Annotated in this window: 25 protein-coding genes and 1 tRNA gene; 11 read left to right on the top strand and 15 right to left on the bottom strand. The window is 71.1% G+C overall.

The features are described from left to right. Positions 1-7: 7 nt before the first annotated feature. Positions 8-664, bottom strand: a complete 657-nt coding sequence (locus tag ACIBJF_RS12770; protein ID WP_365325424.1) for an HAD family hydrolase — start codon at positions 662-664, stop codon at positions 8-10. Positions 665-1,715: 1,051 nt separating this feature from the next. Then, positions 1,716-2,297, bottom strand: a complete 582-nt coding sequence (locus ACIBJF_RS12765; RefSeq protein WP_351798166.1) for a TMEM165/GDT1 family protein — start codon at positions 2,295-2,297, stop codon at positions 1,716-1,718. Positions 2,298-2,688: 391 nt separating this feature from the next. Here ACIBJF_RS12765 and ACIBJF_RS12760 point away from each other — a divergent pair, with 391 nt between their 5' ends. Beyond that, positions 2,689-3,333 carry an HNH endonuclease family protein gene (locus tag ACIBJF_RS12760; RefSeq protein ID WP_351798164.1) on the top strand — a complete coding sequence of 215 codons (645 nt, stop codon included), beginning with the start codon at positions 2,689-2,691 and terminating at the stop codon, positions 3,331-3,333. A gap of 235 nt (positions 3,334-3,568) precedes the next feature. On the opposite strand, the gene ACIBJF_RS12755 is transcribed toward ACIBJF_RS12760, so the two are convergent. Then, positions 3,569-4,123 carry a DedA family protein gene (locus tag ACIBJF_RS12755; RefSeq protein ID WP_399173816.1) on the bottom strand — a complete coding sequence of 185 codons (555 nt, stop codon included), beginning with the start codon at positions 4,121-4,123 and terminating at the stop codon, positions 3,569-3,571. A gap of 301 nt (positions 4,124-4,424) precedes the next feature. Between ACIBJF_RS12755 and ACIBJF_RS12750 the strand changes: the two genes are divergently transcribed. After that, the gene (locus tag ACIBJF_RS12750; protein ID WP_399173704.1) at positions 4,425-4,961 is read left to right on the top strand and encodes a superoxide dismutase family protein; all 537 of its coding nucleotides are present in this window, start codon (positions 4,425-4,427) and stop codon (positions 4,959-4,961) included. A gap of 59 nt (positions 4,962-5,020) precedes the next feature. On the opposite strand, the gene ACIBJF_RS12745 is transcribed toward ACIBJF_RS12750, so the two are convergent. Beyond that, a complete protein-coding gene (locus tag ACIBJF_RS12745) occupies positions 5,021-5,476 on the bottom strand; it encodes a DoxX family protein (protein WP_399173703.1) in 456 nt (151 codons plus the stop codon). 322 nt (positions 5,477-5,798) lie between these two features. After that, positions 5,799-6,029 (bottom strand): DUF2277 domain-containing protein, encoded by a 231-nt coding sequence (locus tag ACIBJF_RS12740; RefSeq protein WP_365325431.1) that lies wholly within the window; start codon positions 6,027-6,029, stop codon positions 5,799-5,801. Positions 6,030-6,122: 93 nt separating this feature from the next. Between ACIBJF_RS12740 and ACIBJF_RS12735 the strand changes: the two genes are divergently transcribed. From ACIBJF_RS12735 to ACIBJF_RS12725, 3 genes are read left to right on the top strand one after another with little or no spacing between them, the layout of a single operon-like run. After that, positions 6,123-7,022, top strand: coding sequence for a ketopantoate reductase family protein (locus ACIBJF_RS12735; protein WP_399173702.1), 900 nt, complete (start codon positions 6,123-6,125; stop codon positions 7,020-7,022). A 21-nt stretch (positions 7,023-7,043) separates the two neighbouring features. Further along, a complete protein-coding gene (locus tag ACIBJF_RS12730; RefSeq protein ID WP_399173701.1) occupies positions 7,044-7,589 on the top strand; it encodes a hypothetical protein in 546 nt (181 codons plus the stop codon). A 51-nt stretch (positions 7,590-7,640) separates the two neighbouring features. Next, positions 7,641-7,985: a hypothetical protein gene (locus ACIBJF_RS12725; protein ID WP_399173700.1), complete on the top strand. Its 345-nt coding sequence runs from the start codon at positions 7,641-7,643 to the stop codon at positions 7,983-7,985. A 37-nt stretch (positions 7,986-8,022) separates the two neighbouring features. Here ACIBJF_RS12725 and ACIBJF_RS12720 read toward each other — a convergent pair. Beyond that, positions 8,023-8,094 (bottom strand) — tRNA-Val (locus tag ACIBJF_RS12720). Positions 8,095-8,282: 188 nt separating this feature from the next. Between ACIBJF_RS12720 and ACIBJF_RS12715 the strand changes: the two genes are divergently transcribed. The 4 genes from ACIBJF_RS12715 to ACIBJF_RS12700 all read left to right on the top strand — a co-directional run bounded on the left by ACIBJF_RS12715 (position 8,283) and on the right by ACIBJF_RS12700 (position 11,443). Beyond that, positions 8,283-9,065, top strand: coding sequence for a DUF4097 family beta strand repeat-containing protein (locus ACIBJF_RS12715; protein ID WP_399173699.1), 783 nt, complete (start codon positions 8,283-8,285; stop codon positions 9,063-9,065). A 94-nt stretch (positions 9,066-9,159) separates the two neighbouring features. Then, positions 9,160-10,551, top strand: a complete 1,392-nt coding sequence (locus tag ACIBJF_RS12710) for a hypothetical protein (protein WP_399173698.1) — start codon at positions 9,160-9,162, stop codon at positions 10,549-10,551. Positions 10,552-10,660: 109 nt separating this feature from the next. Next, positions 10,661-11,218, top strand: a complete 558-nt coding sequence (locus ACIBJF_RS12705; RefSeq protein WP_399173697.1) for a DUF4383 domain-containing protein — start codon at positions 10,661-10,663, stop codon at positions 11,216-11,218. Between the two features lie 9 nt (positions 11,219-11,227). After that, positions 11,228-11,443 carry a zinc ribbon domain-containing protein gene (locus ACIBJF_RS12700; RefSeq protein ID WP_351798146.1) on the top strand — a complete coding sequence of 72 codons (216 nt, stop codon included), beginning with the start codon at positions 11,228-11,230 and terminating at the stop codon, positions 11,441-11,443. A gap of 78 nt (positions 11,444-11,521) precedes the next feature. On the opposite strand, the gene ACIBJF_RS12695 is transcribed toward ACIBJF_RS12700, so the two are convergent. From ACIBJF_RS12695 to ACIBJF_RS12685, 3 genes are read right to left on the bottom strand one after another with little or no spacing between them, the layout of a single operon-like run. Beyond that, a complete protein-coding gene (locus tag ACIBJF_RS12695) occupies positions 11,522-12,337 on the bottom strand; it encodes an HAD family hydrolase (protein ID WP_399173696.1) in 816 nt (271 codons plus the stop codon). Next, complete coding sequence (locus ACIBJF_RS12690) at positions 12,337-14,775, bottom strand: phosphoribosyltransferase (protein WP_399173694.1); 2,439 nt, start codon at positions 14,773-14,775, stop codon at positions 12,337-12,339. Before ACIBJF_RS12690 ends, ACIBJF_RS12695 begins: the two co-directional genes overlap by 1 nt. A 44-nt stretch (positions 14,776-14,819) precedes the next feature. Further along, positions 14,820-15,986 carry an HpcH/HpaI aldolase/citrate lyase family protein gene (locus ACIBJF_RS12685; protein WP_399173693.1) on the bottom strand — a complete coding sequence of 389 codons (1,167 nt, stop codon included), beginning with the start codon at positions 15,984-15,986 and terminating at the stop codon, positions 14,820-14,822. 187 nt (positions 15,987-16,173) lie between these two features. Here ACIBJF_RS12685 and ACIBJF_RS12680 point away from each other — a divergent pair, with 187 nt between their 5' ends. Further along, positions 16,174-16,932, top strand: a complete 759-nt coding sequence (locus ACIBJF_RS12680) for a TerD family protein (protein WP_399173692.1) — start codon at positions 16,174-16,176, stop codon at positions 16,930-16,932. 13 nt (positions 16,933-16,945) lie between these two features. Here ACIBJF_RS12680 and ACIBJF_RS12675 read toward each other — a convergent pair whose 3' ends face one another. The 6 genes from ACIBJF_RS12675 to ACIBJF_RS12650 all read right to left on the bottom strand — a co-directional run bounded on the left by ACIBJF_RS12675 (position 16,946) and on the right by ACIBJF_RS12650 (position 21,574). After that, a complete protein-coding gene (locus ACIBJF_RS12675; RefSeq protein WP_399173691.1) occupies positions 16,946-17,683 on the bottom strand; it encodes a Tellurium resistance in 738 nt (245 codons plus the stop codon). Positions 17,684-17,827: 144 nt separating this feature from the next. Further along, the gene (locus tag ACIBJF_RS12670; RefSeq protein WP_399173690.1) at positions 17,828-18,967 is read right to left on the bottom strand and encodes a DUF475 domain-containing protein; all 1,140 of its coding nucleotides are present in this window, start codon (positions 18,965-18,967) and stop codon (positions 17,828-17,830) included. A gap of 181 nt (positions 18,968-19,148) precedes the next feature. Further along, positions 19,149-19,727 carry a TerD family protein gene (locus tag ACIBJF_RS12665; protein WP_351798132.1) on the bottom strand — a complete coding sequence of 193 codons (579 nt, stop codon included), beginning with the start codon at positions 19,725-19,727 and terminating at the stop codon, positions 19,149-19,151. Positions 19,728-19,833: 106 nt separating this feature from the next. Then, complete coding sequence (locus ACIBJF_RS12660; protein ID WP_351203376.1) at positions 19,834-20,409, bottom strand: calcium homeostasis/redox stress adaptation protein; 576 nt, start codon at positions 20,407-20,409, stop codon at positions 19,834-19,836. A 138-nt stretch (positions 20,410-20,547) separates the two neighbouring features. Then, positions 20,548-21,006, bottom strand: a complete 459-nt coding sequence (locus ACIBJF_RS12655; protein ID WP_351798131.1) for a peroxiredoxin — start codon at positions 21,004-21,006, stop codon at positions 20,548-20,550. Between the two features lie 130 nt (positions 21,007-21,136). Continuing rightward, complete coding sequence (locus tag ACIBJF_RS12650) at positions 21,137-21,574, bottom strand: DUF3052 domain-containing protein (RefSeq protein WP_351798129.1); 438 nt, start codon at positions 21,572-21,574, stop codon at positions 21,137-21,139. Between the two features lie 416 nt (positions 21,575-21,990). Here ACIBJF_RS12650 and aceE point away from each other — a divergent pair, with 416 nt between their 5' ends. Beyond that, positions 21,991-24,738 (top strand): pyruvate dehydrogenase (acetyl-transferring), homodimeric type, encoded by a 2,748-nt coding sequence (aceE, locus tag ACIBJF_RS12645; protein WP_399173689.1) that lies wholly within the window; start codon positions 21,991-21,993, stop codon positions 24,736-24,738. Positions 24,739-24,829: the final 91 nt, after the last annotated feature.

Here is a 24,829-nt window from a genome sequence, read left to right as displayed (position 1 = left end):
CGCGCCGTCAGCCGATGTGCAGCCGGATGGTCCCGTCACCCGTCGCCTCGACGCGCACCCGCGTCAGGTCGGGCACGGTCACGTCGGGAGCGTGGAGACCGGCGCGGGGTCCGACCCCGACCACCGTCATCCCGGCGGAGCGCCCCGCCGCGATCCCGGCGCCGGAGTCCTCGAAGACGACACAGTCCGCCGGATCCACGCCCAGCTCGGCGGCGCCCTTCAAAAACCCCTCGGGATCGGGCTTGCTCGCACCCACCGACTCGGCGGTGACGCGGACCTCCGGCAGCGGCAGCCCGGCGGCGTTCATGCGCGCGGTGGACAGCGCGACGTCGGCGGAGGTCACCAGCGCGTGCGGGAGACCGCGCAGGGAGGCGAGGAAGGCGCTCGCGCCGGGGATCTCGACCACACCGTCGGTGTCGGCGGTCTCCTCGGCGAGCATGCGCGCGTTGTCGGCGAGGTTCTGCTCCCTGGGCCGGTCGGGCAGCAGTACGGCCATGGAGGCGTGCCCCTGTCGGCCGTGGACGACCTTCATCACCTCGTCGCCGTCCAGCCCGTGCCGCTCGGCCCAGCGGCGCCAGATGCGCTCGACGACGGCGTCCGAGTTGACGAGGGTGCCGTCCATGTCGAGCAGGAGGGCGCGGGCGGTGAGGACGGTGGCCGTCATCGGCAGCTCCAGGAACGAAAGACCCCGAGGGGAGGAACAAGGCGGCCCCGCCCGCCGGTCAGGGAAAACGGGCGGGAGCCACTTTGTTCCCCCACGGTACAAAACCTGGGGCACATCCCGCCACCGCATCGGAAAGGGTTCACCGACCGTTCAGCTCGACCGAGATCCCGACGGGGCCCCGCCAGCCACTGCGCCCAGGACTCGGCCGACCACGACGACCGGGCGCGAACCGCGACCGGGACTGGGGCTCAACCCGTCCCCCCGACAGGGTTCAGCCAGCCACCCGACAGGGCTCAGTCGGTCCCCCGACTGAGGCTCGGCCAGCCAGCCCGGGCGGGCCCGGCCGGCCACGGCGGCGACCGGGCGCAATCCGTCACCGCGACAGGGGCTCGGCCCGTCCCCCGACTGCGGGCCCGGCCAGCCAGCCCGACCGGGGCTGAGCCCGACACCCGGACCATGACTCAGCCAGCCACCCGACCTGGACTCGGCCCCCGACCAGGACGCGGCCAGCCGCCGCAACCGGGACGCAGACCGCCACCGCGACTGGGACTCAGCCCGCCACCATGACCGGGGCCCGGCCAGTCACAGCGACCGGGCCGCAACCCGCCAGCGCATCCGGATAGGGTTCACCGACCGTTCAGCTCGACCGGGATCCACGACGGGTGGCTCGGCCAGCCACGGCGACTGGGGCTGAGCCCGAGACCCGGACCATGACTCAGCCAGCCACCCGACCTGGACTCGGCCCCCGACCAGGACGCGGTCAGCCGCCGCGACCGGGCCACAAACCGCCACCATGACCGGGGCCCGGCCAGCCACCGCGACCGGGCCGCTAGGCCCGCCACCCCGACCGCGAATCAGCCCGCCACCCCAACCGGAACTCGGTCCCTCCGACCGGAACTCGGCCGGCCACCGCACCCGGGCCGCAACCCGCCACCGCGGCTGGGACTCAGCGCGCCACCATGACCGGGGCTCGGCCGGCCACCGCACCCGGATCGAACCCGGGGCTCGGCCAGCCACCCAACCCGGCTCAGCCCGCCGTGCCCGTCAAAGCTCAGCCCGCTACCGCCTCGTACAGGCTCCACGCGCCGAGGGCGAGCATCAGTAGGGCCGCGATCTGTGTGATCAATCGCAGCGGCACCTTCTTCATCAGGGCCTTTCCGCCGACGATGCCGAGTCCGGCGACGGCCCACAGGCCGAGCACGGCGCCGAGGCCGACGGAGATCGGGTCGTCGTAGCGGGCGGCGAGGTTGGCGGTCATGATCTGGGTGAGGTCGCCGAACTCGGCGACGAGGATCAGCATGAAGCCCGTGCCCGCGACCCTCCAGAAGGACTGGTCGGCGGGCTTCTTGATCTCCTCCTCGCCCTCGTCCTTCTTCAGCAGCAGCATCGCGGCGCCGCCGAGGAAGAGGACGCCGGTGAGGGCGTGCACGATCTGCTGGGGCAGCAGGGTCAGCACGCTGCCGGCCGCGACGGCCAGCACGACGTGCAGCAGGAAGGCGGCGGCGACACCCGCGAAGACATAGCTCGCGCGGTACCGGGTGCCGAGGACCAGGCCGGCGAGCGCGGTCTTGTCCGGCAGTTCGGCGAGGAAGATGACGCCGAAGACGAGCGCCGTCACGGTGATGCTGATCAAGGTTCCTCAATCGGTCGGGGCTGCCCCACCGAGAGTGCGGTACGTCACGCGATGACACCTCGGCACGGCAGCACACTCGGCGTCCGTGTCGTGGGGACACGGACGTGCACTGCTTGCCGAAGGTCTCGCTGGCGGCCTGCGTAAGGATCCGCCTCCGGGCGCCGGCTCAGGCTGGCTGAGCAGTATGTCGACGGTCCGGCGAAGAGCTACTCCCCTTCTGCGCTCCCCATCGTACGGGATGTGAAGGTTGAGCACCGACTCTTGTCATGCACCTTGTTGTGACATGAACGCGTCACTACTTTCTTACCGAACGCTCACCCCACGGCAACACCGCCTCGCGAGCATTCCCTGGCTCGCGCCCAATGACCTCACCCCACAAGGGAGTTCACGCATGCCCAGGCTCTACGCGCGTCGACGGCTGAGCATACTCGCCGCCCTTACCGGACTCATAGCCTCCGTCGCCCTGTTCGACTCCCCGAGCGCCTCCGCCGCGCTGCCCACGCCGGTCAGCGCCAGCACCGCCCGCAGCTACCTCTCCCAGCTCACCGTGGCCACGGAGAACCGCACCGGCTACAGCCGCAGCCTGTTCCCGACCTGGATCACCATCTCGGGCACCTGCAACACCCGTGAGTGGATCCTCAAGCGGGACGGCTCGAACGTCGTCACCGACTCCGCCTGCGTGGCCCAGAGCGGCAGTTGGTACTCCCCCTACGACGGGGCGACCTGGACCTCCCCCTCCGACGTCGACATCGACCACCTCGTCCCGCTCGCCGAGGCCTGGGACTCCGGCGCGAGCAAGTGGACCACCGCGCAGCGGCAGGCCTTCGCCAACGACGTCACCCGTCCCCAGCTCCTCGCCGTCACCGACAACGTCAACCAGGCCAAGGGCGACCAGGACCCGGCGACCTGGATCCCGTCCCGGTCCGCCTACGTCTGCACCTACGTCCGCGCCTGGGTGCAGGTGAAGTACTACTACAACCTCTCCGTCGACTCCGCGGAGAAGTCGGCGCTCACGAACTACCTGGCGGGCTGCTGAGTTCCGCTCCACGCCATGGGACTTGAGACGGCTTGAGAACCCACGGCGACCGCCGGGGGCCCGTCATGGCCGGGCGGGGGGGGGGGCCCCCCCCGCGCCCCCCCCCCCGCCCCCCCCCCCCCCCCCCCGGGGGGCGCCCGGGGGGGGCGGGCGGCCCCCGCCCCCCCCCCCCCCCGGGCCCCCCGGGCCCCCCGGCACCCGCATCGCGCGACCGTGGGCCCGAACAGCCGGCCGCCTACACGGCGCGGCGCCGCATCAGGTAGCCCGCCGCCGCGCCCGCGGCGAAAAGGGCCGCGAACGAGACGGCCGTGGCCAGCCATGTCGCGCCGAGCCACTGGGCGCCGTAGTAGCCGAGGGCGACGCTGTACGCGGCCCAGGAGAGGCCGGCCAGGGCGGACCAGGGGACGAAGTCGCGGGCGCGGCGGTGGGCCGCGCCGGCGCAGAAGGAGACGACCGAGCGGCCCGCCGGGGCGAACCTGGCGAGTACGACCAGCGCGCCGCCGCCCCGGGCCAGCGCATCGCCGAGACGTTCCTGCGCGGTGGTCAGCCGCCGGGAACGCGCTATCGCCCGATCCAGCCGCGCACCGCCCCGCCAGGCCAGGCGGTACGCCACCAGATCGCCGAGGACCGAGGCGGTCGCCGCGGCGAGGATCAGGACCAGAAGGTCCGGCACGTTGTGCGGGACCCGGCCGGCCGCCGCACCCGAGCCCGCCGCCGCTGCCGTACCCGCCGTGATGACGAGCACGCCGCTCGGCAGCACCGGCACGAACACGTCGAGCAGCACGGACATGACGACCGCGGCATAGATCCACGGTCCGGCGGCCAGAGCCCCCACATTCTCGAACACCACGACTCCCGTTGCTCCCCCGTTGACAGCCAGACAGCGTACGCCGGGGGTGCGACAGAAGGGGTCAGGGGGGCGAACAAGGACTCGCGCGAGTCCAGGGGCGTCCGACACGCTCTGTCACCCGATCAGCGCACGTTGTGCGGCGGAGCCCTGCCACGTCCGTAGCAATAGGTAGAGACCTGTCCGGAAATGTCAGGCACACATCCGAACGAAACGGCGCATAAGCGCAGAAAAGGTGCACATCATGGTGGCAGCAGCCATATACGCGGGCACCCTCGCCGCAGCCCTGCTCGCGTCCGGGACCGCAGGCACCGCCCATCGCTCCGCGCTGGAGACCTACGGCGTGTTCTCCCCTCCGAACGCGACCGTCAAGTCGAACGCGGTGGTGTACGACCAGAGCCTCGTCCCGGCGGGCTCCCTGGTCCAGGTCCGGCAGAACACGCAGCCGAGCGGTGCCACGACCGTCGAGCTGCGGGTGGCCGGCGTCAAGCCCAACCATCTCTACGGGGTCCACGTCCACCAGAAGGCCTGCGGCGCCGACCCCGCCGCCGCCGGCAAGCACTACCAGAACCAGTCCGGCACGGATGCCGCTCACGTCAACAAGGACAACGAGGTCTGGCTGGACTTCAAGTCCAACGCGAACGGGATCGGCCGCGCCACCGCCAAGCACACCTGGGCCTTCCGCAAGGGCCAGGCGGGCTCGGTGGTGATCCACAGCGAGCCCGGCACCAAGGGCAGCCGAGTGGCCTGCGTCACCGTGCCGTTCGGCGGGAAGTCGTAGCCGGCCGGCGACCGGGCGGCGCCCTTCCCCCTCGTGGCGGGGAAGGGCGCCGTCCGGGGTCAGGCGGCGATCGGGGTGCGCTCGGCGGCGGCCCGGCCGTCCGCGGCGGTGCGGCGGGCGACGAGCCGGTCGAGCCCGAAGGCGCCGGACCCGGTGAAGACCAGCAGGAAGAAGGCCCAGCAGAACAGGACCGACAGCTCGCCGCCGTTCTGGATGGGCCACAGCGCGGCCTGCTGGTGCACGTCGAAGTAGGCGTACGCCATCGAGCCCGAGGCGAGCAGCGCGGCTGCGCGGGTGCCGAGGCCGAGCAGCACCAGGCCGCCGGCGACCAGCTGGATCACGGCCGCGTACCAGCCGGGCCAGGTGCCTGCCGGGATCGTGCCGCCCTGGGTGCCGGCGGCGCCGCCGAGGACGCCGAAGAGGGACGCGGCGCCGTGCACGGCGAAGAGCAGGCCCACGACGATGCGGAAGAGCCCGAGGGCATAGGGCTGAGCGGAGTTGAGGCGTGCGGTCATGAGGGGGGTTCTCCTCTTCGGTGACGGTCGGGCCGGCCGGGGACGCAGGAGTGGCCGGTCGTGGGGGTGCGGCGGTACCGAACGAGGGACCCAGGTTAGGGCAGCCTAATCAATGCTTGCAAGTTCAACATTCGGCCATGACACCGGCTCCGCGCTCCCTTGACGGCCCATCAGGCGGTACGGCACCGATCAGGCGCGGAGTTGGGGGCGCGGGCAGTCATCCGCCGTCGGTACGCGGACGGCGCGGCTCACCATGTCCCGCTTGGCCCAACGCCCTTATTCATGGCCCGAGTCGCCCGTCGTACGGGTCTACGGGCGCGCCCTACGGGGCGCTTCGCGCCGACTGCCCCCGCACCTCCAGTCCCGCGAGCAGTTCCGCCGTGGCCTCGGCCACCGCGGCCACCGCGCGGTCGAAGACCTCGCGGTTGTGCGTGGCGGGGGCCCGGAATCCCGAGATCTTCCGCACGTACTGCAGCGCGGCGGCGTGGATGTCCTCCTCCGTGGCCTCGCTGGGCAGCACGGGCGGACGCAGCGTCTTGATACTCCGGCACATGACCCCAGTCTCACGCACACTCCACCCCGGTGCGAGGATCGCGTCGAAGGCGGCCACCGACTCCCGGGGCCGACCGACGAGAGGAACCTCCTCATGACCACCGAGCACACCGTGGCCGTCCTCGGCCCCGGCGGCACCGGCGGCCTCCTCGCCGCCCTGCTCTCCCGTTCCGGACACCGCGTCGTCTGCCTGGCCCAGGACCGTACGGCCGACACCCTGCGCCGTACCGGAATCACGGTCCGCAGCGCGCAGTTCGGCGAGTTCACCGCTCCCGTCGAGGCGGACACCGCACTGCGCGAACCGGTGGACGCCTGTCTGATCGCCGTCAAGCACACCGCCCTGGACGCCGCGCTCACCCGAGTGCCGCCGAAGGCGCTGAGCGACGCCCTCCTCGTACCGCTGCTGAACGGCGTCGAGCACCCCGCCGCCCTGCGCGCCCGCTACCGCGCGGACCGGGTGGCGCCCGCCGTGATCCGCGTGGAGTCCACCCGAGTCGCCCCGGGGGTGATCGAACACGACAGCCCGTTCACGGAGATCGACCTGGCCGGGGACGCCGTGCCCCGCGCCCGTCTCGACGCCCTCGCGGCCACCCTCGTCTCCGCCGGTGTGACGGCCCGGGTGGTCGAGGACGAGACGGCGGCCCTGTGGGCGAAGATGGCGTTCCTCGCTCCGTTCGCCCTGCTCACCACGCGGTACGGCCTCCCGCTCGGCGAGGCGCGCACCCGGCACCGCGAGGAGCTGGAGTCCCTGGTCGCCGAGACCGCCGCGGTCAGCCGCGCCTGCGGCGCCCCCGCCGACCCGGCCCAGGCACTGGCCCGGTACGACGCCTTCCCGCCCGGCGCCAAGTCGTCCATGCAGCGCGACGCCGAGGCGGGCCGCCCGCTCGAACTCGACGCCATCGGCGGGGCGCTGCTGCGCGCGGCGGACCGGCACGGCGTGCCGGTGCCGGTGGCGGCCCGCCTGGTGGACGAACTGCGGGCCGCCGGCCACTGAGGACGTCCGTCGGCTCGGTGGGTGAGCAGCCACTGGGCCGACACCGGATGCACCACGGCGAGTGCCGCCCGCGGTGATGAGCATGCCGGTGTTGCGGCGGGCGGCGCCGATCGCGGCGCCGCCCGGCTGTGCCACCCCGACGGCTGCCGCCGCCCCCGAGGCGAGCGCGTTGAGGAGGCCGATCACCTCGGCACGCCGGGCGCGACGATCAGCGATCGCTTCGCCGAGCGCATCGAGCGCCACCGGCTCGAGCCCAGGCACGTCGGCCCGCTCACGGCCCTCGGCCGGGGCTCGTTCGCCTCGCGGCAGGACCTGGCGGGCCAACTCGGCGTGGCCCCCAGCCTGGTGGTGCCGCTCGCCGACCACTGGAAGTCCCTCGGCGCGGTGCAGCGGGTGCGCGACCCCCGGGACCGCCGCCGCCAGGCGCTCACGCTCACCGACCGGGGCCGCGAACTCCTGGCCGCCTGCACGGCCGAGGTCAGGACCCTGGACGCCGAACTCTCCGCCCACCTGGGCGAGTCCGACCGGCGGGCACCGCACACGGCCCCGGCCCACCCGTTCGCGTGAACCTCACAACCGAACTCGCCCCCCAAAATCGAACAGGCGTAGCATTGGCGTGTGGCTACGACCTATGAATTCCCCAGTGACCTCCTCGCCGGTCAGGAGGAGCTGCATCAGGTCCGGGCCGAGCTGTCGGCCCTGCTCAAGCGCCTGCCCTGGTCGGTCGAGCCGATGGACGGCTTCAGCGACGACACCGGCTGGCGGAAGGTGGAGCGGCCCGCGTCCCCGGGCTGGACGGCGGACGAACAGGCCGAGGTGGAGAAGCTGCGCCGCCGCGAGCACGAACTCGCGGTCTTCATCACCACGCACCGCTTCTGGGCCGAGGTCACGGCAGCGGACCGCATGGACGCCCGCACCGGGCTCAAGCACGCACACAAGCGGCAGCCGTCAGGAGAGGAATGACAAGAGCCCCCGGCCGTACGGCCGGGGGCTCCATCGGTGGGCGCGGACGGTTTCGAACCGCCGACATCCTGCTTGTAAGGCAGGCGCTCTACCCCTGAGCTACGCACCCGGACACCCCGGGCTACGCGCCCAGGACGAGTCGACAGCCTACCTTGCCGCTACCCGTGCACGGCAAACCCGTATCGCACGGTGTGCGGGGGTTATCCCCACCACCGGTCCGGTAGCCGTCCTCATCGCCCCGCCCGCCCCGGCCCCCTTACGGTCCTCGCAGACCGAATCCCCAGGGGGAGTTCCCGCATGACCCGTTCCGTTCCAGTCCGCGCCGCCGCCACGGCCGCCGTCGCCGGGGTGCTCGTCGCGACCGTCAGTGCCTGCGGCGCCGCCTCCGCCGGGGACGACACGCACCCGGACCACCGGTCCTTCGCCCTGCACGGCCGCACCCTCACGATCGACTCCGACGACTCCGCGCTGGAGGTCGTCGCCACCGACTCCGTGAAGGCCGGCACGATCGAGGTGACCCGGTGGTTCCAGGGATCCGTCGTCGTCGGCCACGATCCGACGCTGCGGTGGTCCTTCCAGGACGACCGCCACGACCGCCTGGTGCTGCGGGTGCACTGCTCGGGCTTCGTCGCCCACTGCTCGGCCCGGCACCGGATCGAGGTGCCGCGCGGGATCAGCGTGAAGGTCGGCAACGGGGACGGCGGCGTGCGGGCGCACGGGTTCCGGGATCCGCTCAGCGTCGACACCGCCGACGGCTCGGTCCGCGTCACCGACTCCGGCGGGCCGCTCGACCTGACCTCGACCGACGGTTCGGTGCGCGCCGACGTCTCCTCGCGCCGGGTGAGGGCCGGCTCCACCGAAGGCTCCGTCGAGGTCCTGCTGTCCGGCGTGCCCGACCTGGTGGACGCCTCCAGCACCGACGGCTCGGTCACGGTCGCCGTGCCCCGGGGCGCCTACCGGGTCTCGGCCGGTTCCGACGACGGCGCGGTGTCGGTGTCCGTGCCCCGCGACGACCGCAGCCCGCACCGGGTGTCGGCCCACTCCACGGACGGAGAGGTCACGGTCCGCACGGGAAAGTAAGAGCGCCGAGCGCGAACTGAACGGCCCGTGTGTTTCGTCTACAACGGGTGGGAGAATGACACCACCCACGGCGGACACAGCACGGGAGAGGGATGTGACGGCGACACCGGGCACGCCAGCGACGCGGTCGTACCCGCCGTCGACCGTACGGGCCCGGTCCGGGTCCACGGCCCTGCGCGACACCCTCACCCTGCTCGGCCTGCCGCTGCTGGCCGCGCTCGCCCTGCCCGCCGCCTTCGCCGGCGGCGGCACGCGGCGCTGGTTCGGCGGCCGGGCCGAGAGCCAGCGGGCCGAGGCGCAGGCCGCGAAGGACGCCGCGGCGGCCGCGTTCTACGAACTCGACACCGCCCAGCGCGACCTGCGGATCTCCATCGAGACCATCACGGCCGTGGACGACTCCCCCGCCGCCCGCCGTGCCGTCACCGACTTCGCGGCGCTCGGGCAGCGCATCGACGACGCCAGCCAGCGCTACATCCAGGCCGTCGACGCCCATGACCTGGACCGGGACGACCTGGAGGCGGCCGCGGCCTCCCGGGCCCGCTCGGAGCTGATGTCCGCCAAGGACGAACTGGTCCGGGTCAAGCAGGAGCTGGACCGTTTCGGCAGCTCGCTCGGGCCGCTGCTCGGCAAGGCCGAGACCCAGCTGGCCCGGCTGGCGCCCGCCGTGGAGCGGGCCCGGCAGGCACTGCTCGGCGCGAGCAACGCCCTGGACGCCGTACGGGAGCAGGGACTGCGGGCCGACGACCTCGCCGGGCGGCTCGCGGCCCTCTCCCCCGAGCTGACCAAGCTGAACCAGGGCGCCGGGCAGCACGGCGTGGCACAGACCGTGGAGCGGGCCGAGCGCGTGCAGCGGGAGGCCGGGGCGATCCGGGCGGAGGCCGAACGGCTGCCGGAGAAGGCCGCCGAGCTCGACCACCGGCTGGTCAGCCTGCGCACCCGGGCCCAGGCGCTCACCACCCGGGCCGGGCAGGTGGACCCGGTGCTGAGCGAGCTGCGGCGCCGGTTCGCGGCCGCGTGCTGGCAGGACCTGCAGCACGTGCCCGAGCAGGCCGCGGAGAACGTACGGCAGGCCGAGCTCAAGCTCCGCGAGGCCCAGGCGGCGCGTGACGCCCAGCGCTGGCCCGACGCCACATCGCTCTTGTCGACGGTACGGGCCCTGCTGAACACCACCGACGAGTCCGTGTCCGCCGCGGGTGACCGGCTGCGGCGGCTGAACGAGGTGCAGAAGGATCCGCAGGCGGAGATCGAGCGGACCCGGTTCGCCATCCGCGACGCCCAGCGGCTGGCCATGACCGGCCGTACGACCCCCGATCCCCGGCACGCCCGGCCGCTGGACGACGCGGTGGCGCGGCTGGAGCGGGCGATCGGTTCGCTGGAGAGCGGCCGGCACCCCGACTACTGGCACTTCCTGACCGAGACGGAGGCCGTCCGGCAGACGGCGGCGCGGGTGGTGGCGCGGATCCGGGAAGAGCGCGGGGGGCACTGAGCGGGGTCCCACCGTAGGAGTGCGGGCTGTGTGCCGGTTGCAGGGCGCCCTCGGGTCGGCGGATATTGGATGGACGGATGGCCTCCGCTAGCGCCCGAGGGAGGCGGATATGGCCGCACACGCAGTGCACACGAAGGAGCGACGGCGGATCCGGTTCGACGAGCACCTGCCCGTCGACCACCGGCTGAACACGGTCTACCGGATCGGCGCGGGCCTGATCGGCGCGTTCCTCGTCGCCTTCGGCATCCTGGGTCTGATCAACCACATCGGCTTCTTCGACACCGGCGGTGACACGGTCGCCGGGCTGAACACCAACGGAACGCTGAGCGTGCTGTCGATCGTCGTCGGGGCGATCCTGCTCGCCGGCATGGTGATCGGCGGAAACGTGGCGTCCACGCTGAACATGGTCTTCGGGGTGCTGTTCCTGCTGAACGGCTTCCTGAACCTCGCCCTGCTGGACACCCCGGACAACTTCCTGGCGTTCAAGATCCAGAACGTGTTCTTCAGCTTCATCGTGGGCCTGCTGCTGATGACCTTCGGCATGTACGGCCGAGTCGGCTCGACCCTGCCGCACGACAATCCGTACTGGCGGGCCCGCCATCCCGACGCGATGGACAGCGAGCAGCGTGAGCTCGGAGCCGGCCCGTCCACCGGGGGCGCCGGTTAACCTGTGCGCATGCCTCGCTATGAGTACCGCTGCCGTACCTGCGGCGACACGTTCGAACTGAGCCGTCCCATGGCCGAGTCGGCTGCCCCCGCGCCGTGCCCTGCGGGGCACGGCGACACCGTCAAGCTGCTGTCGACCGTGGCCGTGGGCGGTGTCGCACAGAACGCCTCCGCGCCTGCGCCGCAGGCCGGGGGCGGCTGCTGCGGCGGGGGCTGCTGCGGGTAGTCGCCCATCGGGGTGCCGCGCGACGCCGTCCCCTCGGGTGCGGCGTCGCGCGGCCTGTCACGTCGTTCCCCGCGCCCCTCAGGGGGTCGGCCTGCGCGTCGCCTTCAAGAACTCCCGCAGGATCCGCTCACCCGCGAGCACCCCCCGCTCCGGAAGCGCCGCGATCTTTGGCGCGGCCCAGCCCGCGTCGGCCAGTTCTCCGTGCCCCGGGCGCCAGCCCCGGTCGGCGGCGAGGAGGAGGTCGGCGTCCAGGAGGGAGTCGCCCGCCGCCAGGGTCAGGTCCGCGCCGGTGCGACGGGCGAGCTCATGGACGGCCGCGCTCTTGGTGAGCGGCTTCGGGACGGCGTAGATCTTGCGGCCCTGGAGCGAGACCGTCCAGCCGCGGTTCTCCGCCCACACCGCCAGCTCCTTCACCCACTCCTCGGGCAGCAGCTCGCGCTCGACGACGAGGTAGGTGAACAAATCCTCGGCGATGCGGTGCTTGCGCACCCAGACCGGGTCCGCCGAGCGCATCAGATGGTCGTGGACCTCGGCCAGCGGCGCGCACTCGTCCGCGAGGCGGGCGAGCACACTCCCATGCCAGTCGGCGTCCGTCACGCCGTCGACCAGCAGATGGCCGCCGTTGGCGCAGATCGCGTACTTCGGGGGCGGCCCGGGCAGGTTGATCCGCTGGTACTGCTTGCGCGTCCGGGTCGTCGTCGGCACGAAGACGGCCGTGTCGCCGAGGTCGGTGAGCAGCTGGGCCGCCGTCTCCGTCATGTAGGAGAGCGGCTTGGCCTCGTGCACCTCCACGCACAGCAGCCGGGGCGCCCGCGCGTCCGGCATGGTCAGCGCGAGGGCCGCCGAGGAGTAGATCAGCGTACGGTCGAGATCGCTCGCCACCAGCACCGGCATCAGACGTTCACCGCCTTGCCGTCGGCGCCCGTGGCACCGCGCGTGTACTTGGGGTGGATCAGCCCGACGCAGGTGTACGGCAGTTCACCGACCTCCTCGACGGGGACACCCCTTTGTTCGGCGAGCAGGCGGACGTGGTCGAGGTCGGCGCCGGCCCCCGAGCGCGCGAGGATCTTCCACGGCACCCGGCGCAGCAGCACCCTGGTGGTCTCGCCGACGCCGGGCTTGACGAGGTTCACGTCGTGGATGCCGTACTCCTCGCTGATCCGCTCCACGGCGCGCCAGCCGGCCCAGGACGGGGCGCGGTCCTCGGCCATCAGCTCCTTGACCGCGGTGTCGACGGTGTCGGCGACCTCGGGGAAGCGGGCGGAGACGCCGTCGAGGAAGGCCACGGAGACGTCGGCGCCGGCGAGTTCGCGGTAGAACTTCGCGCCGTGGAAGTCGTTCGGGCCGACCAGGTCCGCGCGCAGGACGGTCCGCGATATCAGCCCGGAGACGGTCGAGTTGAGGCACGCGGAGGGTATGAGGAAGTCCTCGCGGGTGCCGTAGGTGCGCACACAGGAGCCCGGGTCGGCGAGTACGGCGATCTCCGGGTCGAAGCCGCTGATTCCCTCCTTGGCCTCGAACTTCTCGACGGCCTGGGCGAGTTCGCGGGTGATGGCGCCCTTGCCGGTCCAGCCGTCGACGAACACGACGTCCCGCGGGTCGTGGTGGGCGGCGAGCCAGCGCAGCGCGTTGGCGTCGATGCCCCGGCCGCGCACGATCGACACCGCGTAGTGCGGCAGGTCGAGGCCGTACCGGAACTGGGCCCAGCGGCGCATGAGGACGCCGACCGGCGTGCCCGCGCGGGCGAGCGAGACCAGCACCGGGCGCGGCGACCGCTCGGCGATCACGGCCTCGGTCACCACGCCGACCGCCTGCGCGATCCTCACGGCCGAGGCGTCGAGCGCCGCGTGGAACAGCTCCTGGTACTGCTCGCTCGGCTGGTACTCCACCGGCAGCGACTCGGCGTAGTGCGCGCCGCCGCTCTGGATGGCCTCCTCCCGTTCCTCGGTCGGCGCCTCCAGCGTGACGTCGGAGAGGTCCTGGAGCAGCCAGCCGACCTCCTCGGGCGCGTACGAGGAGAATGCGGGGCCGCGGAGGGGCTCGGGCAGCATGGCCGGCCTTTCGAAGGCGTGCGGTGCGTACGAGGGGACGACCGCGAGCAGGACGTGCGGGGTGTGGGCGGCGAGCTGGGCCAGCAGGCCGTCGGGCGCGTGCAGGGCGGGGGTGTCGGCGACGGAGTCGACCACGGCGACGACGGCGTCGAAGCCGCCGCCCGCGACGTTGTAGGCGTACCTCTCGCCGGGCCCGTCGGCCGGGTCGTCGTGGGCGGGGAAGACCAGCCGGGTGCGGATCGCGTACCCCGGGTCGTCCAGCGCCAGGACGGGCGAGCGGGTGGTGGTGGAGAACCGCACCTCGGCCGAGACGACCTGCTCCAGCTCACGGGCCAGGCGCAGGGGGGCGTACATCAGCTCCTCGAAGCCGAGCACGAGGACGCGCCGGGCGTCGGCGGGCAGGGCCTCGGCCGTCCGGGCGGCCATGGCGGGCAGCGCGGACTCCAGGCGGGCCCGGTGGGCGGGCGTGAAGCCGTGCCGGCCACCGTCGGGGAGGCCGGAGGGCCAGTGGAGTTCCACCCGGGTGACACGGCCGTACGACGGCTCGGGCGAGCCGTGCCGCTGGTCGTGCTCGGCGACCAGCCGCTGCCCCTTGTCCAGCACACCCTCCGGCAGCCGTACGGTCCCGGTGGCGGCGGCGACCAGGTCCACCCGGGCGCCGATCTCGGTGGCGAATCGATCCATCCGGTCGGCGTCCTCAGGCGAGCGCATGTCGACCAGGGCGACCACGACGTAACGCTTGCGCGGACAGCGTTCGTGCAGCTCACGGATGGTGTTCAGGACCGTGTTCCCGGTGGAGAACTCGTCGTCGACCAGGATCAGCGGACCATCTGCCGTCAGCAGGCCGGGATCCTCGGGGAGCAGCAGATGGGAGGTGGCGTGCGAGTGGCTCTCCTCGAAGCCGCCCGCACGGGCGACCCCGGCCACCGGCCGGCGCGTGGAGTGCAGATACGGCGCCGTACCGAGCCCGTCGGCCACGGCGTGGCCCAGTCCCGTCGCGGTCTCCGCATACCCCAGGACCACGGCACCGGCGGCCTCGGCCTCGCCGAGCAGCTCATGGACGCGCCGGCCCAGGCGGTAGCCGTGTCCGTACACCACCGTCGGCGACTGCGGAACGTGCTTGCCGAGCACGTTCGACACCAGCAGATGGGCCCGCTTGGGATTGCGCCGCAGGGCGAGCCCGAGCAGGGCCCGCAGGCCGTCGTCCCCCACGAGTTCGACCCCGAGCCGCTCGGCGACCCAGCTGCCGGACCAGACCCCGTCGTTCACTGCGTTCTTCATGCGTTCCTTGGACGATGTGGGAAGGACCAGCCCGAGATCCCGGCTCATCCGGTTATCCCGGCGGCGAGCAGCTCCACGAAGCCGACCTCCTCGTGGGCCACGCCGAAGGCCTCGGCGCGCAGCAGGGTCCGCTCGGCCCAGGCGCGGTGCGGCTTCACCTCGTTCATCTTGTTCGTGTAGGCCGAGCGAAGTACACCCCCGCCGCCGCGTTCCGGCCGCAGGATGTCCTGGGCGTCGCTGTACTCCTCGTGACTGACCACGGACAGCGCGTGAACGGGCAGCACGTGGGAGGGGTGGATGCAGGTCTTGCCGAGCAGACCGTTGGCCTGGTCGAGGGAGATCTCCCGCAGCAGTCCGTCCATGGCGTGCTCGATCAGCCTCTCGCGCAGCTCGACGGCCTGCACCTCCAGGAAGGGGCTCTGCCTCAGCTGCGGCTTGAACATGCGCTCGGAGACCCGGAAGTACTCCCACACGGGCCCGGTCACGGTGAATCCGGTGCCGTCGGCGCGGCCCAGCATGTTCACGACGTCGGCGATCACCGAGGCGACGATCTGCACGTCGTAGGCGGTCATGTCGGGGGCGCGGCGCAGGCCGTAGGAGGAGCAGAAGTCGGTCACGCCGAGGCGCAGCGCCAGCACCCGGTCGCGGTACTTGTCGACCGCGCGGGCGATGCCCTCCAGGGTGTCCACACGGGACTCCCGGTAGAGCAGTTCCGGAGACTCCAGGACGGGCATGGCGAACAGCCGGCGCCCGCTGAGCGCCTCCGCGGCCGTCAGGGCCTCCAGGAAGGGGATGCCGCGCTCCTCGGTGAACTTCGGCACCACGAAGCCGGACAGCAGCCGCACGGACGGGCCGAGGCGCCGTACGAGGTCGGGGATCTGTCCGGGAGTGCGCACCCGGATGAAGAGCAGCGGCGGCTCGACGCCGGGCCGGGCGGCCAGGTCGGCGAACTGCCGGACGAGGTTCTCCTCGCCGGCCACGACGTCCGCGTCGTCGATCGAGTCCTCCAGGCACAGCACCATCGAGACCACGCCGTTCCCGGCCTGCTTGACGATGTCGTCGGCGAGCCGCGGCCGGGTGGCCGGGCTGTACAGGGTGGCGCCGAGGGCGGCGGCGAGCAGCCGGGCCGGAGAGTCGGCGGTGAACGCGCACGGCTCCCGGTGGAAGAGGCGCTGCCGCACCTCGGGGGCGATGTGCCCGAAATGACGCATAGAACTCCCCCAGGGCGATGAGCCCGAGGCTCAGTGTTCGGTAAAGGGTGGCCGGTAATAGTACGTAGGGATCTGTGTCAGAGGTTCCCAGCGGGCATGAATTTCCGGTAACTCGCCCATGTCGGCAGCGCGCTGGGTCACCACCCCCGCATTGTCGTGGCCAGGACCGAGAAGGCAGGATGACCGCATGACGCACGCGATGCTGAAGGGGTCGAACGTCCCGCTGGAAGCCGACACGGTGCGCGCCGTGCTGCGCTGGACGCCCGGGCAGGGGGTCCCCGACGTGGACGCCTCGGCGCTGCTGCTGGGCCCCGACGGCCGTGTGCGCTCCGACGAGGACTTCGTCTTCTACAACCAGCCCCGGCACCCCTCGGGAAAGGTGTGGCGGCTGGGCAAGAAGCGCATCGCCGAGGGGCTGACCGACACGATCCAGACGGACCTGCCCGGCGTCGAGCCGGACGTCGGCCGGATCCTGCTGGTCGCGTCCGCGGACGGGATCACCTTCGACCGGGTGCCCGCGCTGTGCATCCTGCTGTACGACGCGGCGGTCGCCGACGCCGAGCCGCTGGCCCGGTTCGAGATCAAGCCGGAGACGGGTGCGGAGACGGCGCTGATCTGCGGTGAGCTGTACCGGCGCGGGGAGGGCTGGAAGTTCCGCGCGCTGGGCGAGGGCTACTCGAACGGGCTGAAGGGGCTCGCCACGGACTTCGGCATCTCGGTGGACGAGTCCGAGGGGGCGGAGGAGCCGAGTGCCGCCCAGCCGCTGCCGCCGGAGCAGCCGGTGTCTCCGGAGCCGCCGACGTCCTCGGTGCCGGCACAGCCTGCGTACGGCTATCCGCAGCCGGCGTACGGATACCCCCAGCCTGCGGCGGTGCCGGTGCCGGCGGGGCCGGTGGATCCGAACTTCCGGTTGCCTCCGCAGGGGCCGCAGTTCATCGGGCGGTGAGGCGCCTGCCGGCTCAGCGTTCCGCCTTGGTCTTGTAGCCCCGCCCCCACTGCAGTCCCCACCCGTACAACCGGTCCAGCTCCCCCTGGAAGCCGTACACGAACTTCACCTCGCGGCGGACGACCAGCTCGCCCTTCACGTTCTCGATCATGACGACCGCGCAGGAGCGGGCCTGGGGATGGCGTTCGTCGAGGCCTATCTCGATGCGGGGGCCGTTGCTGGGGTAGAGGGTGACGATGGCGTGGGTGCGGTCGAAGGCCGGGGTCTGGTCGTAGATGTAGACGAAGACCAGCAGGCGCTTGATGGCGTCGCGGTGGTCGAGGTTGACGTACATCGTCTCGCCGGACGCCGAGCCGAACCGGTCGTCGCCGCTGAGCTTGATGTACGGCGGTGCGTTGACGTCACCGAGGTAGTTGCCCAGCGGCTGGACGACGCCCTTGGTGCCGTCGGTCAGTTCGTACAGGCAGCCCAGGTCGAGGTCGACGTTGACCATGCTCTGGCCGTGCCCGAGGACCTCCGGTGGCTTGAGGGCCTTGAAGGGGTGCCGGAAGAGGCTGGTGCGCTGGTTGCCGTCGAAGTCGGAGGTGCGCATCCGCCAGGCGAGGTTGATGCGCAGATGGCCGGTGGCCGCGTCCTGCTTGGTGAGGGACACCGTCTGGTGCCGCCTGGTCAGTTCGATGGAGTTCGTCGAGGCGTTGCCCGCGTCGAAGTCGGCGGCGCTGGCGCCCCGCAGCCCGTCGAAGAAACCCATTCCCGCCCCCAGGTGCTCACGTACTCGTTCAACGAACGCCGTCGGGGCGGCCGACCACGTCGGCCGCCCCGATTCAGAGCGTTCCTCGCCGGGCGGGGTGTCACACCCCGTCACGGCCCGGATCTGACCCGTAGGGGATCCGGCTCACACCCCTGAGGAGACCTCGGCCTTCTCGCCGGCGCCCGCGCCCTCGGCCGCGAGGGCGCGGTTGCGGCGGACGGAGGACCAGAAGGACCAGGCGATCAGGACGACGCCGACGAGACCGGTGATGACCTCGTTGATCTCGTACTGGATGGTGACCATGAGGATCACGGCCAGGGCGCCGATGGCGTAGTGGGCGCCGTGCTCGAGGTAGACGTAGTCGTCGAGGGTGCCCTGGCGGACCAGGTAGACCGTGAGGGACCGGACGTACATCGCGCCGATGCCGAGGCCGAGGGCCATCATCACGATGTCGTTGGTGATGGCGAAGGCGCCGATCACGCCGTCGAAGGAGAAGGACGCGTCCAGGACCTCCAGGTAGAGGAACATGAAGAACGCGGCCTGGCCGGCCAGCACCACGGCCGGCTTCTTCTTGCCGGTGCGGGCGGCCTCTTCCTCCTCCTCGTGCTCGCGCTCCTCCTCGTCCTCCAGCCGGTCCTCGAAGTAGCCGGACAGGCCGCCGACGATCATGTACGTGATCAGGCCGGCGATGCCGGCGATCAGGACCGTCTGCGCCTTGTCGACGTGGGCACCGCCGTGCTGGTGGGCGTGGACGGCGAAGGTGAAGGAGGTGATCAGCAGGACGATCAGGGCGATGCAGACCGCCAGCATGTCGACCTTGCCGAGCTTGGCCAGCGGGCGCTCGATCCAGCGCAGCCACTGGATGTCCCGGTCCTCGAAGATGAAGTCCAGGAAGATCATCAGCAGGAACATTCCGCCGAACGCGGCGATCGCCGGGTGGGCGTCGGTGACCAGTTGCTGGTAACGGTCCTTGTCGGTGAAGGCCAGGTGGACCGCGTCGACGGGGTTGAGCTTGGCGGTGAGGGCGACGATCACGACGGGGAAGACCAGCCGCATGCCGAACACCGCGATGAGAACGCCGACCGTGAGGAAGATCTTCTGCCAGAAGGCGTTCATCTTCTTCAGGATGCCGGCGTTGACCACCGCGTTGTCGAACGACAGCGAGATCTCGAGGATGGCCAGGATCGCCACGACGCCGAAGGCCTCCCACCCCCCGTAGAAGACCGCGGCGACCAGGCCGAGCGCGGTGACCGCGAACGACCAGCCGAAGGTTTTCAGAAGCACTGGCTACCCAATCGTGTCTGGGGGTCCCTCCCAGACGAAGTCTGAGGAAGGTGCTCCCCCGCGCCGTACTCGGCTTTGCTAAACGTTGACCCCGAGTCTAGAGGTGCACCCTACCGGCGGTACCGTCCAGGGCAACCCTCACCGAAAAGCCACAGCACAGGCCGCCTGGGAGGGTGCTCGGCTAGGAGACGTTCACCCCGAAGTCGAGGGCGATGCCGCGCAGGCCCGAGGCATAGCCCTGCCCGACGGCGCGGAACTTCCATTCTCCCTGGTAGCGGTACAGCTCGCCGAAGATCATGGCCGTCTCGGTGGAGGCGTCCTCGCTGAGGTCGTAGCGGGCCAGCTCCTGGCCGTCGGCCTGGTTCACGACCCGGATGAAGGCGTTGGAGACCTGGCCGAAAGTCTGGCCTCGCTCGTCCGCCATGTGGATGGAGACCGGGAAGACGATCTTCTCGCAGTGCGCGGGCACCTTGGCGAGGTCCACCAGGATCGACTCGTCGTCGCCCTCGCCCTCACCGGTGAGGTTGTCACCGGTGTGCTCCACCGAGCCGTCGGGGCTCTTGAGCTGGTTGTAGAAGACGAACCACTCGTCGCCCAGGACGCGGTTGCCGGCGCCGCACAGCAGCGCGCTGGCGTCCAGGTCGAAGGGGGCGCCGGTGGTGGAGCGCGCGTCCCAGCCGAGCCCGATCATGACGTTGGTGAGGTTCGGTGCGGCTTTGGAGAGGGAGACGTTGCCTCCCTTGGCGAGCGTGACGCCCATGATGCTGGTCCTCCCCTAGTGGTGCTTCCCTGGTTGTCCTGTGCGTCCGGCGCCGACCGTAAACGGTGCGGCGCCGGACGGTGCAGGTGTCGTGGCCCTGCCGGGATCAGACGTTGACGCCGAAGTCCTGCGCGATGCCGCGCAGGCCCGAGGCGTAGCCCTGACCGATGGCGCGGAACTTCCACTCCGCCCCGTGCCGGTACAGCTCGCCGAAGACCATGGCGGTCTCGGTGGAGGCGTCCTCGCTGAGGTCGTAGCGGGCGATCTCCTGCTCGCCCGCCTGGTTCACGACGCGGATGAACGCGTTGCGGACCTGACCGAAGGACTGCTGGCGGTTCTCGGCGTCGTAGATCGACACCGGGAAGACGATCTTCTCGATGTCGGCCGGGACGCCGGCCAGGTTGATCTTGATCTGCTCGTCGTCGCCCTCGCCCTCACCGGTGATGTTGTCACCGGTGTGCTCGACCGAGCCGTCGGGGCTCTTGAGGTTGTTGAAGAAGACGAAGTGCTGGTCGCTGGCGACCTTGCCGGTGTTGTTCAGCAGCAGTGCGCTCGCGTCGAGGTCGAAGTCCGTGCCGGTCGTGGTCCGCACGTCCCACCCCAGGCCGACGATGACGGCGGTCAGGCCCGGGGCCTCCTTCGTCAGCGATACGTTGCCGCCCTTGCTGAGGCTGACTCCCACAGGTCCTCCATGTGGTGTCCAGGGGCGGGGAGCCCCGTCGTGCTTCGGATATGGGATCAACGAGCCGATCCTAGTGACGGGTTCCCGGCCCCCGCAGACCCTGGACCCGGAGAATCACAGGTGTCGGCCACGGTCGGCCTACAGGGTGTCGAGCGCCTTCACGTAGTCGTTCAGGTCGCGCGCGTCCGGCAGGCCGTTGATCACGGTCCAGCGCACGACGCCCTCCTTGTCGACGATGAAGGTGCCCCGGACGGCGCATCCCTTGTCCTCGTCGAAGACGCCGTACGCGCGCGAGACGTTGCCGTGCGGCCAGAAGTCGCTGAGCAGCGGGTACTCCAGGCCCTCCTGCTCGGCGAAGACGCGCAGGGTGTGGATGGAGTCGTTGGAGACGGCGAGCAGCTGGGTGTCGCGGCCTTCGAACTTCGGCAGGTTGTCGCGCAGCTCGCACAGCTCGCCGGTGCACACGCCGGTGAAGGCGAAGGGGTAGAAGAGCAGCACCACGTTCTTCTCGCCGCGGAAGTCCGAGAGCTTCACGGTCCGGCCGTGGTTGTCCTTGAGCTCGAAGTCGGGCGCCTTGTCGCCGACCTGGATCGCCATCGTCGTGCATCCCTTCGGTGGGCCGTTCGGGTGAGCGCACAGCACACGCTCGGGTCCACCCTACGCAGCGATCACCAGGGCTTCCGGACGGGCCGGGGCGAAACCGGCCCGTCCGTGGTGCAGCGGAGATCTACTTCTTGGACTTGGCCGCCTTCGGCGTGGCAAGCCGCGAGCCACTCCAGTCCTTGCCGACGCTGACGCTCTTCGACGCCGTCAGGCCGGCCGTCGTGGCGGCGTCCTGGATGTCGCTCGGCTCCACGTACCCCGAACGGCCGGTCTTCGGCGTCAGGAGCAGGATCGCGCCGCCCTCTTCGATGTACGTGGTGGCGTCCACCAGCGCATCCGTCAGGTCGCCGTCGTCGTCACGGAACCACAGCACAACGGCGTCGGCCACGTCGTCGTAGTCCTCGTCCATCAGGTCGCCCTCGACGATTTCCTCGATGGCCTCGCGGAGCTCCTGATCGACGTCGTCGTCGTAGCCGATCTCCTGGACCACCTGCCCGGGCTGGAACCCCAGCCTGGCGGCAGGGTTCGTCCGCTCCTCCGCGTGGTCCGCGGTCGCGCTCACGGGTTGCCTCCTGATCATGTCTTGTTGAGTATCTCAGCCACGCGCGTGCGCGAAGCATTGGCCGTAGTCCACACGGGCGGGGCGGATCGCGCAAGTACCCGGCCCTCCGGACCGCCGAAACGGTGACGATCCCGGCCGTGTCGCCGCAACTCCTGGCACCGTACCCCGTTTCCGCGCGACCCACATCACACCGATGTGCCCGGTTTGCGCCGTTCGGAATCATCTCGGAATCATCCGGTGATACGCCCCTCGAACACCTTTGCCAAGCACGTGACACCCCCGGGCGTATCGTTGCGTTTTGACCGGTGCGGACACGGTGCGGACCCGAAGGAGATGACGTACGCCGTCCCGAGGTACACGATGGGGAGCGGTGTAGGCAGGTGCAAAAACTGGCCCTCTGACAGGTAAGGAACAGCGTGGCTTCCGGATCCGATCGCAATCCGATCATCATTGGCGGCCTTCCGAGTCAGGTTCCTGACTTCGATCCCGAAGAAACCCAGGAGTGGCTCGACTCCCTCGACGCCGCCGTGGACGAGCGCGGCCGGGAGAGGGCCCGCTACCTCATGCTCCGGCTGATCGAGCGGGCCCGCGAGCGGCGCGTGGCCGTGCCCGAGATGCGCAGCACGGACTACGTCAACACGATCCCCACCAAGAGCGAGCCGTTCTTCCCGGGCAACGAGGAGATCGAGCGCAGGATCCTCAACGCGACCCGCTGGAACGCGGCCGTGATGGTCTCGCGCGCCCAGCGCCCCGGCATCGGCGTCGGCGGCCACATCGCCACCTTCGCCTCCTCGGCCTCGCTGTACGACGTCGGCTTCAACCACTTCTTCCGCGGCAAGGACGAGGGCGACGGCGGCGACCAGGTCTTCTTCCAGGGCCACGCCTCCCCCGGCATCTACGCCCGCGCGTACCTGCTCGACCGGCTCAGCGCCGACCAGCTCGACGGCTTCCGCCAGGAGAAGTCGAAGTACCCGGACGGCCTGTCCAGCTACCCGCACCCGCGCTCGATGCCGGGCTTCTGGGAGTTCCCGACGGTCTCCATGGGCCTCGGCCCGCTGGCCGCGATCTTCCAGGCGCGGATGAACCGCTACATGGAGGCGCGCGGCATCGCCGGCACCTCCAGGTCGCACGTGTGGGCGTTCCTCGGCGACGGCGAGATGGACGAGCCGGAGTCGCTCGGCCAGCTGTCCATCGCGGCCCGGGAGGGCCTGGACAACCTGACCTTCGTCGTCAACTGCAACCTGCAGCGGCTCGACGGCCCGGTGCGCGGCAACGGCAAGATCATCCAGGAGCTGGAGTCGATCTTCCGGGGCGCCGGCTGGAACGTGATCAAGCTGATCTGGGACCGCACCTGGGACCCGCTGCTCGCACAGGACCGGGACGGCATCCTCGTCAACAAGATGAACACGACCCCGGACGGCCAGTTCCAGACGTACGCCACGGAGTCGGGCGCGTACATCCGCAAGCACTTCTTCGGCGACGACCACCGGCTGCGCGCGATGGTCGAGAACATGACCGACGACCAGATCCTGCACCTGGGCCGCGGCGGTCACGACCACCGCAAGATCTACGCGGCGTTCAAGGCGGCCAAGGAGCACAAGGGCCAGCCGACGGTCATCCTGGCCAAGACGGTCAAGGGCTGGACGCTGGGCCCCAACTTCGAGGGCCGCAACGCCACGCACCAGATGAAGAAGCTGACGGTCGACGACCTCAAGCGCTTCCGGGACCGGCTGCACCTGCCGATCTCCGACAAGGAGCTGGAGTCCGGCCCGCCGCCCTACTACCACCCGGGCCGGGACACCGACGAGATCCAGTACATGCACGACATGCGCAAGCAGTGCGGCGGATACGTCCCGACGCGCGTCGTGCGCTCCAAGCCGCTCCCGCTGCCGGACGACAAGACGTACGCGACCGTGAAGAAGGGCACGGGCCAGCAGTCCATCGCCACGACCATGGCCTTTGTCCGGCTCCTCAAGGACCTCATGCGGGACAAGGAGATCGGCAAGCGGTTCGTGCTGATCGCGCCGGACGAGTACCGCACGTTCGGCATGGACTCCTTCTTCCCGAGCGCGAAGATCTACAACCCGCTGGGCCAGCAGTACGAGTCCGTCGACCGGGAGCTGCTGCTCGCCTACAAGGAGTCGCCGACCGGCCAGATGCTGCACGACGGCATCTCCGAGGCGGGCTGTACGGCCTCCCTGATCGCGGCGGGCTCGGCCTACGCCACGCACGGCGAGCCGCTGATCCCGGTCTACGTCTTCTACTCGATGTTCGGTTTCCAGCGCACCGGCGACCAGTTCTGGCAGATGGCCGACCAGCTGGCGCGCGGCTTCGTGCTGGGCGCGACCGCCGGCCGTACGACGCTGACCGGTGAGGGCCTGCAGCACGCGGACGGCCACTCGCAGCTGCTCGCCTCGACCAACCCGGCGTGCGTGGCCTACGACCCGGCGTACGCCTACGAGATCGCGCACATCGTCCAGGACGGCCTGCGCCGCATGTACGGCGGCGACGCCGAGCACCCGCACGGCGAGGACGTCTTCTACTACCTGACCGTCTACAACGAGCCCATCCAGCACCCGGCCGAGCCGGCGAACGTGGACGTGGAGGGCATCCTCAAGGGCGTCCACAAGCTCAGTGAGGGCACGGGCGGCTCGGTCCCGGCGCAGATCATGGCGTCCGGCGTCGCGGTCCCCTGGGCGCTGGAGGCACAGCGGATCCTCGCCGCGGAGTGGAACGTGCGCGCCGACGTCTGGTCGGCCACCTCCTGGAACGAGCTGCGCCGCGAGGCGGTGGAGTGCGAGGAGCACAATCTGCTGCACCCGGAGGAGGAGCAGCGGGTGCCCTACGTGACGCGCAAGCTCAGCGGCTCGGAGGGTCCGTTCGTGGCCGTGTCCGACTGGATGCGATCGGTGCCGGACCAGATCGCGCGGTGGGTGCCGGGCACCTACCAGTCGCTCGGCGCGGACGGCTTCGGCTTCGCCGACACCCGGGGTGCGGCGCGGCGCTTCTTCCACATCGACGCCCAGTCGATCGTCGTCACGGTGCTGACCGAGCTGGCCCGCGAGGGCAAGGTGGACCGCTCGGTGCTGAAGCAGGCCATCGACCGGTACCAGCTGCTGGACGTCTCGGCGGCGCATCCGGGGGCGGCGGGCGGCGACGCGTAGCCGCTGCGCTCTGCTCGTTCGTCGCCGGGTGCGGGGGACTGCGTGGCTGGTCACGCAGTCCCCCGCGCCCCTTTGGGGCGCGTTTACGATG

Source organism: Streptomyces sp. NPDC050743 (assembly GCF_044456925.1).
GTDB lineage: Bacteria > Actinomycetota > Actinomycetes > Streptomycetales > Streptomycetaceae > Streptomyces.
The sequence above is the reverse complement of the archived record's forward strand: the minus strand, read 5'-3'. Positions and strand labels throughout refer to the sequence as shown.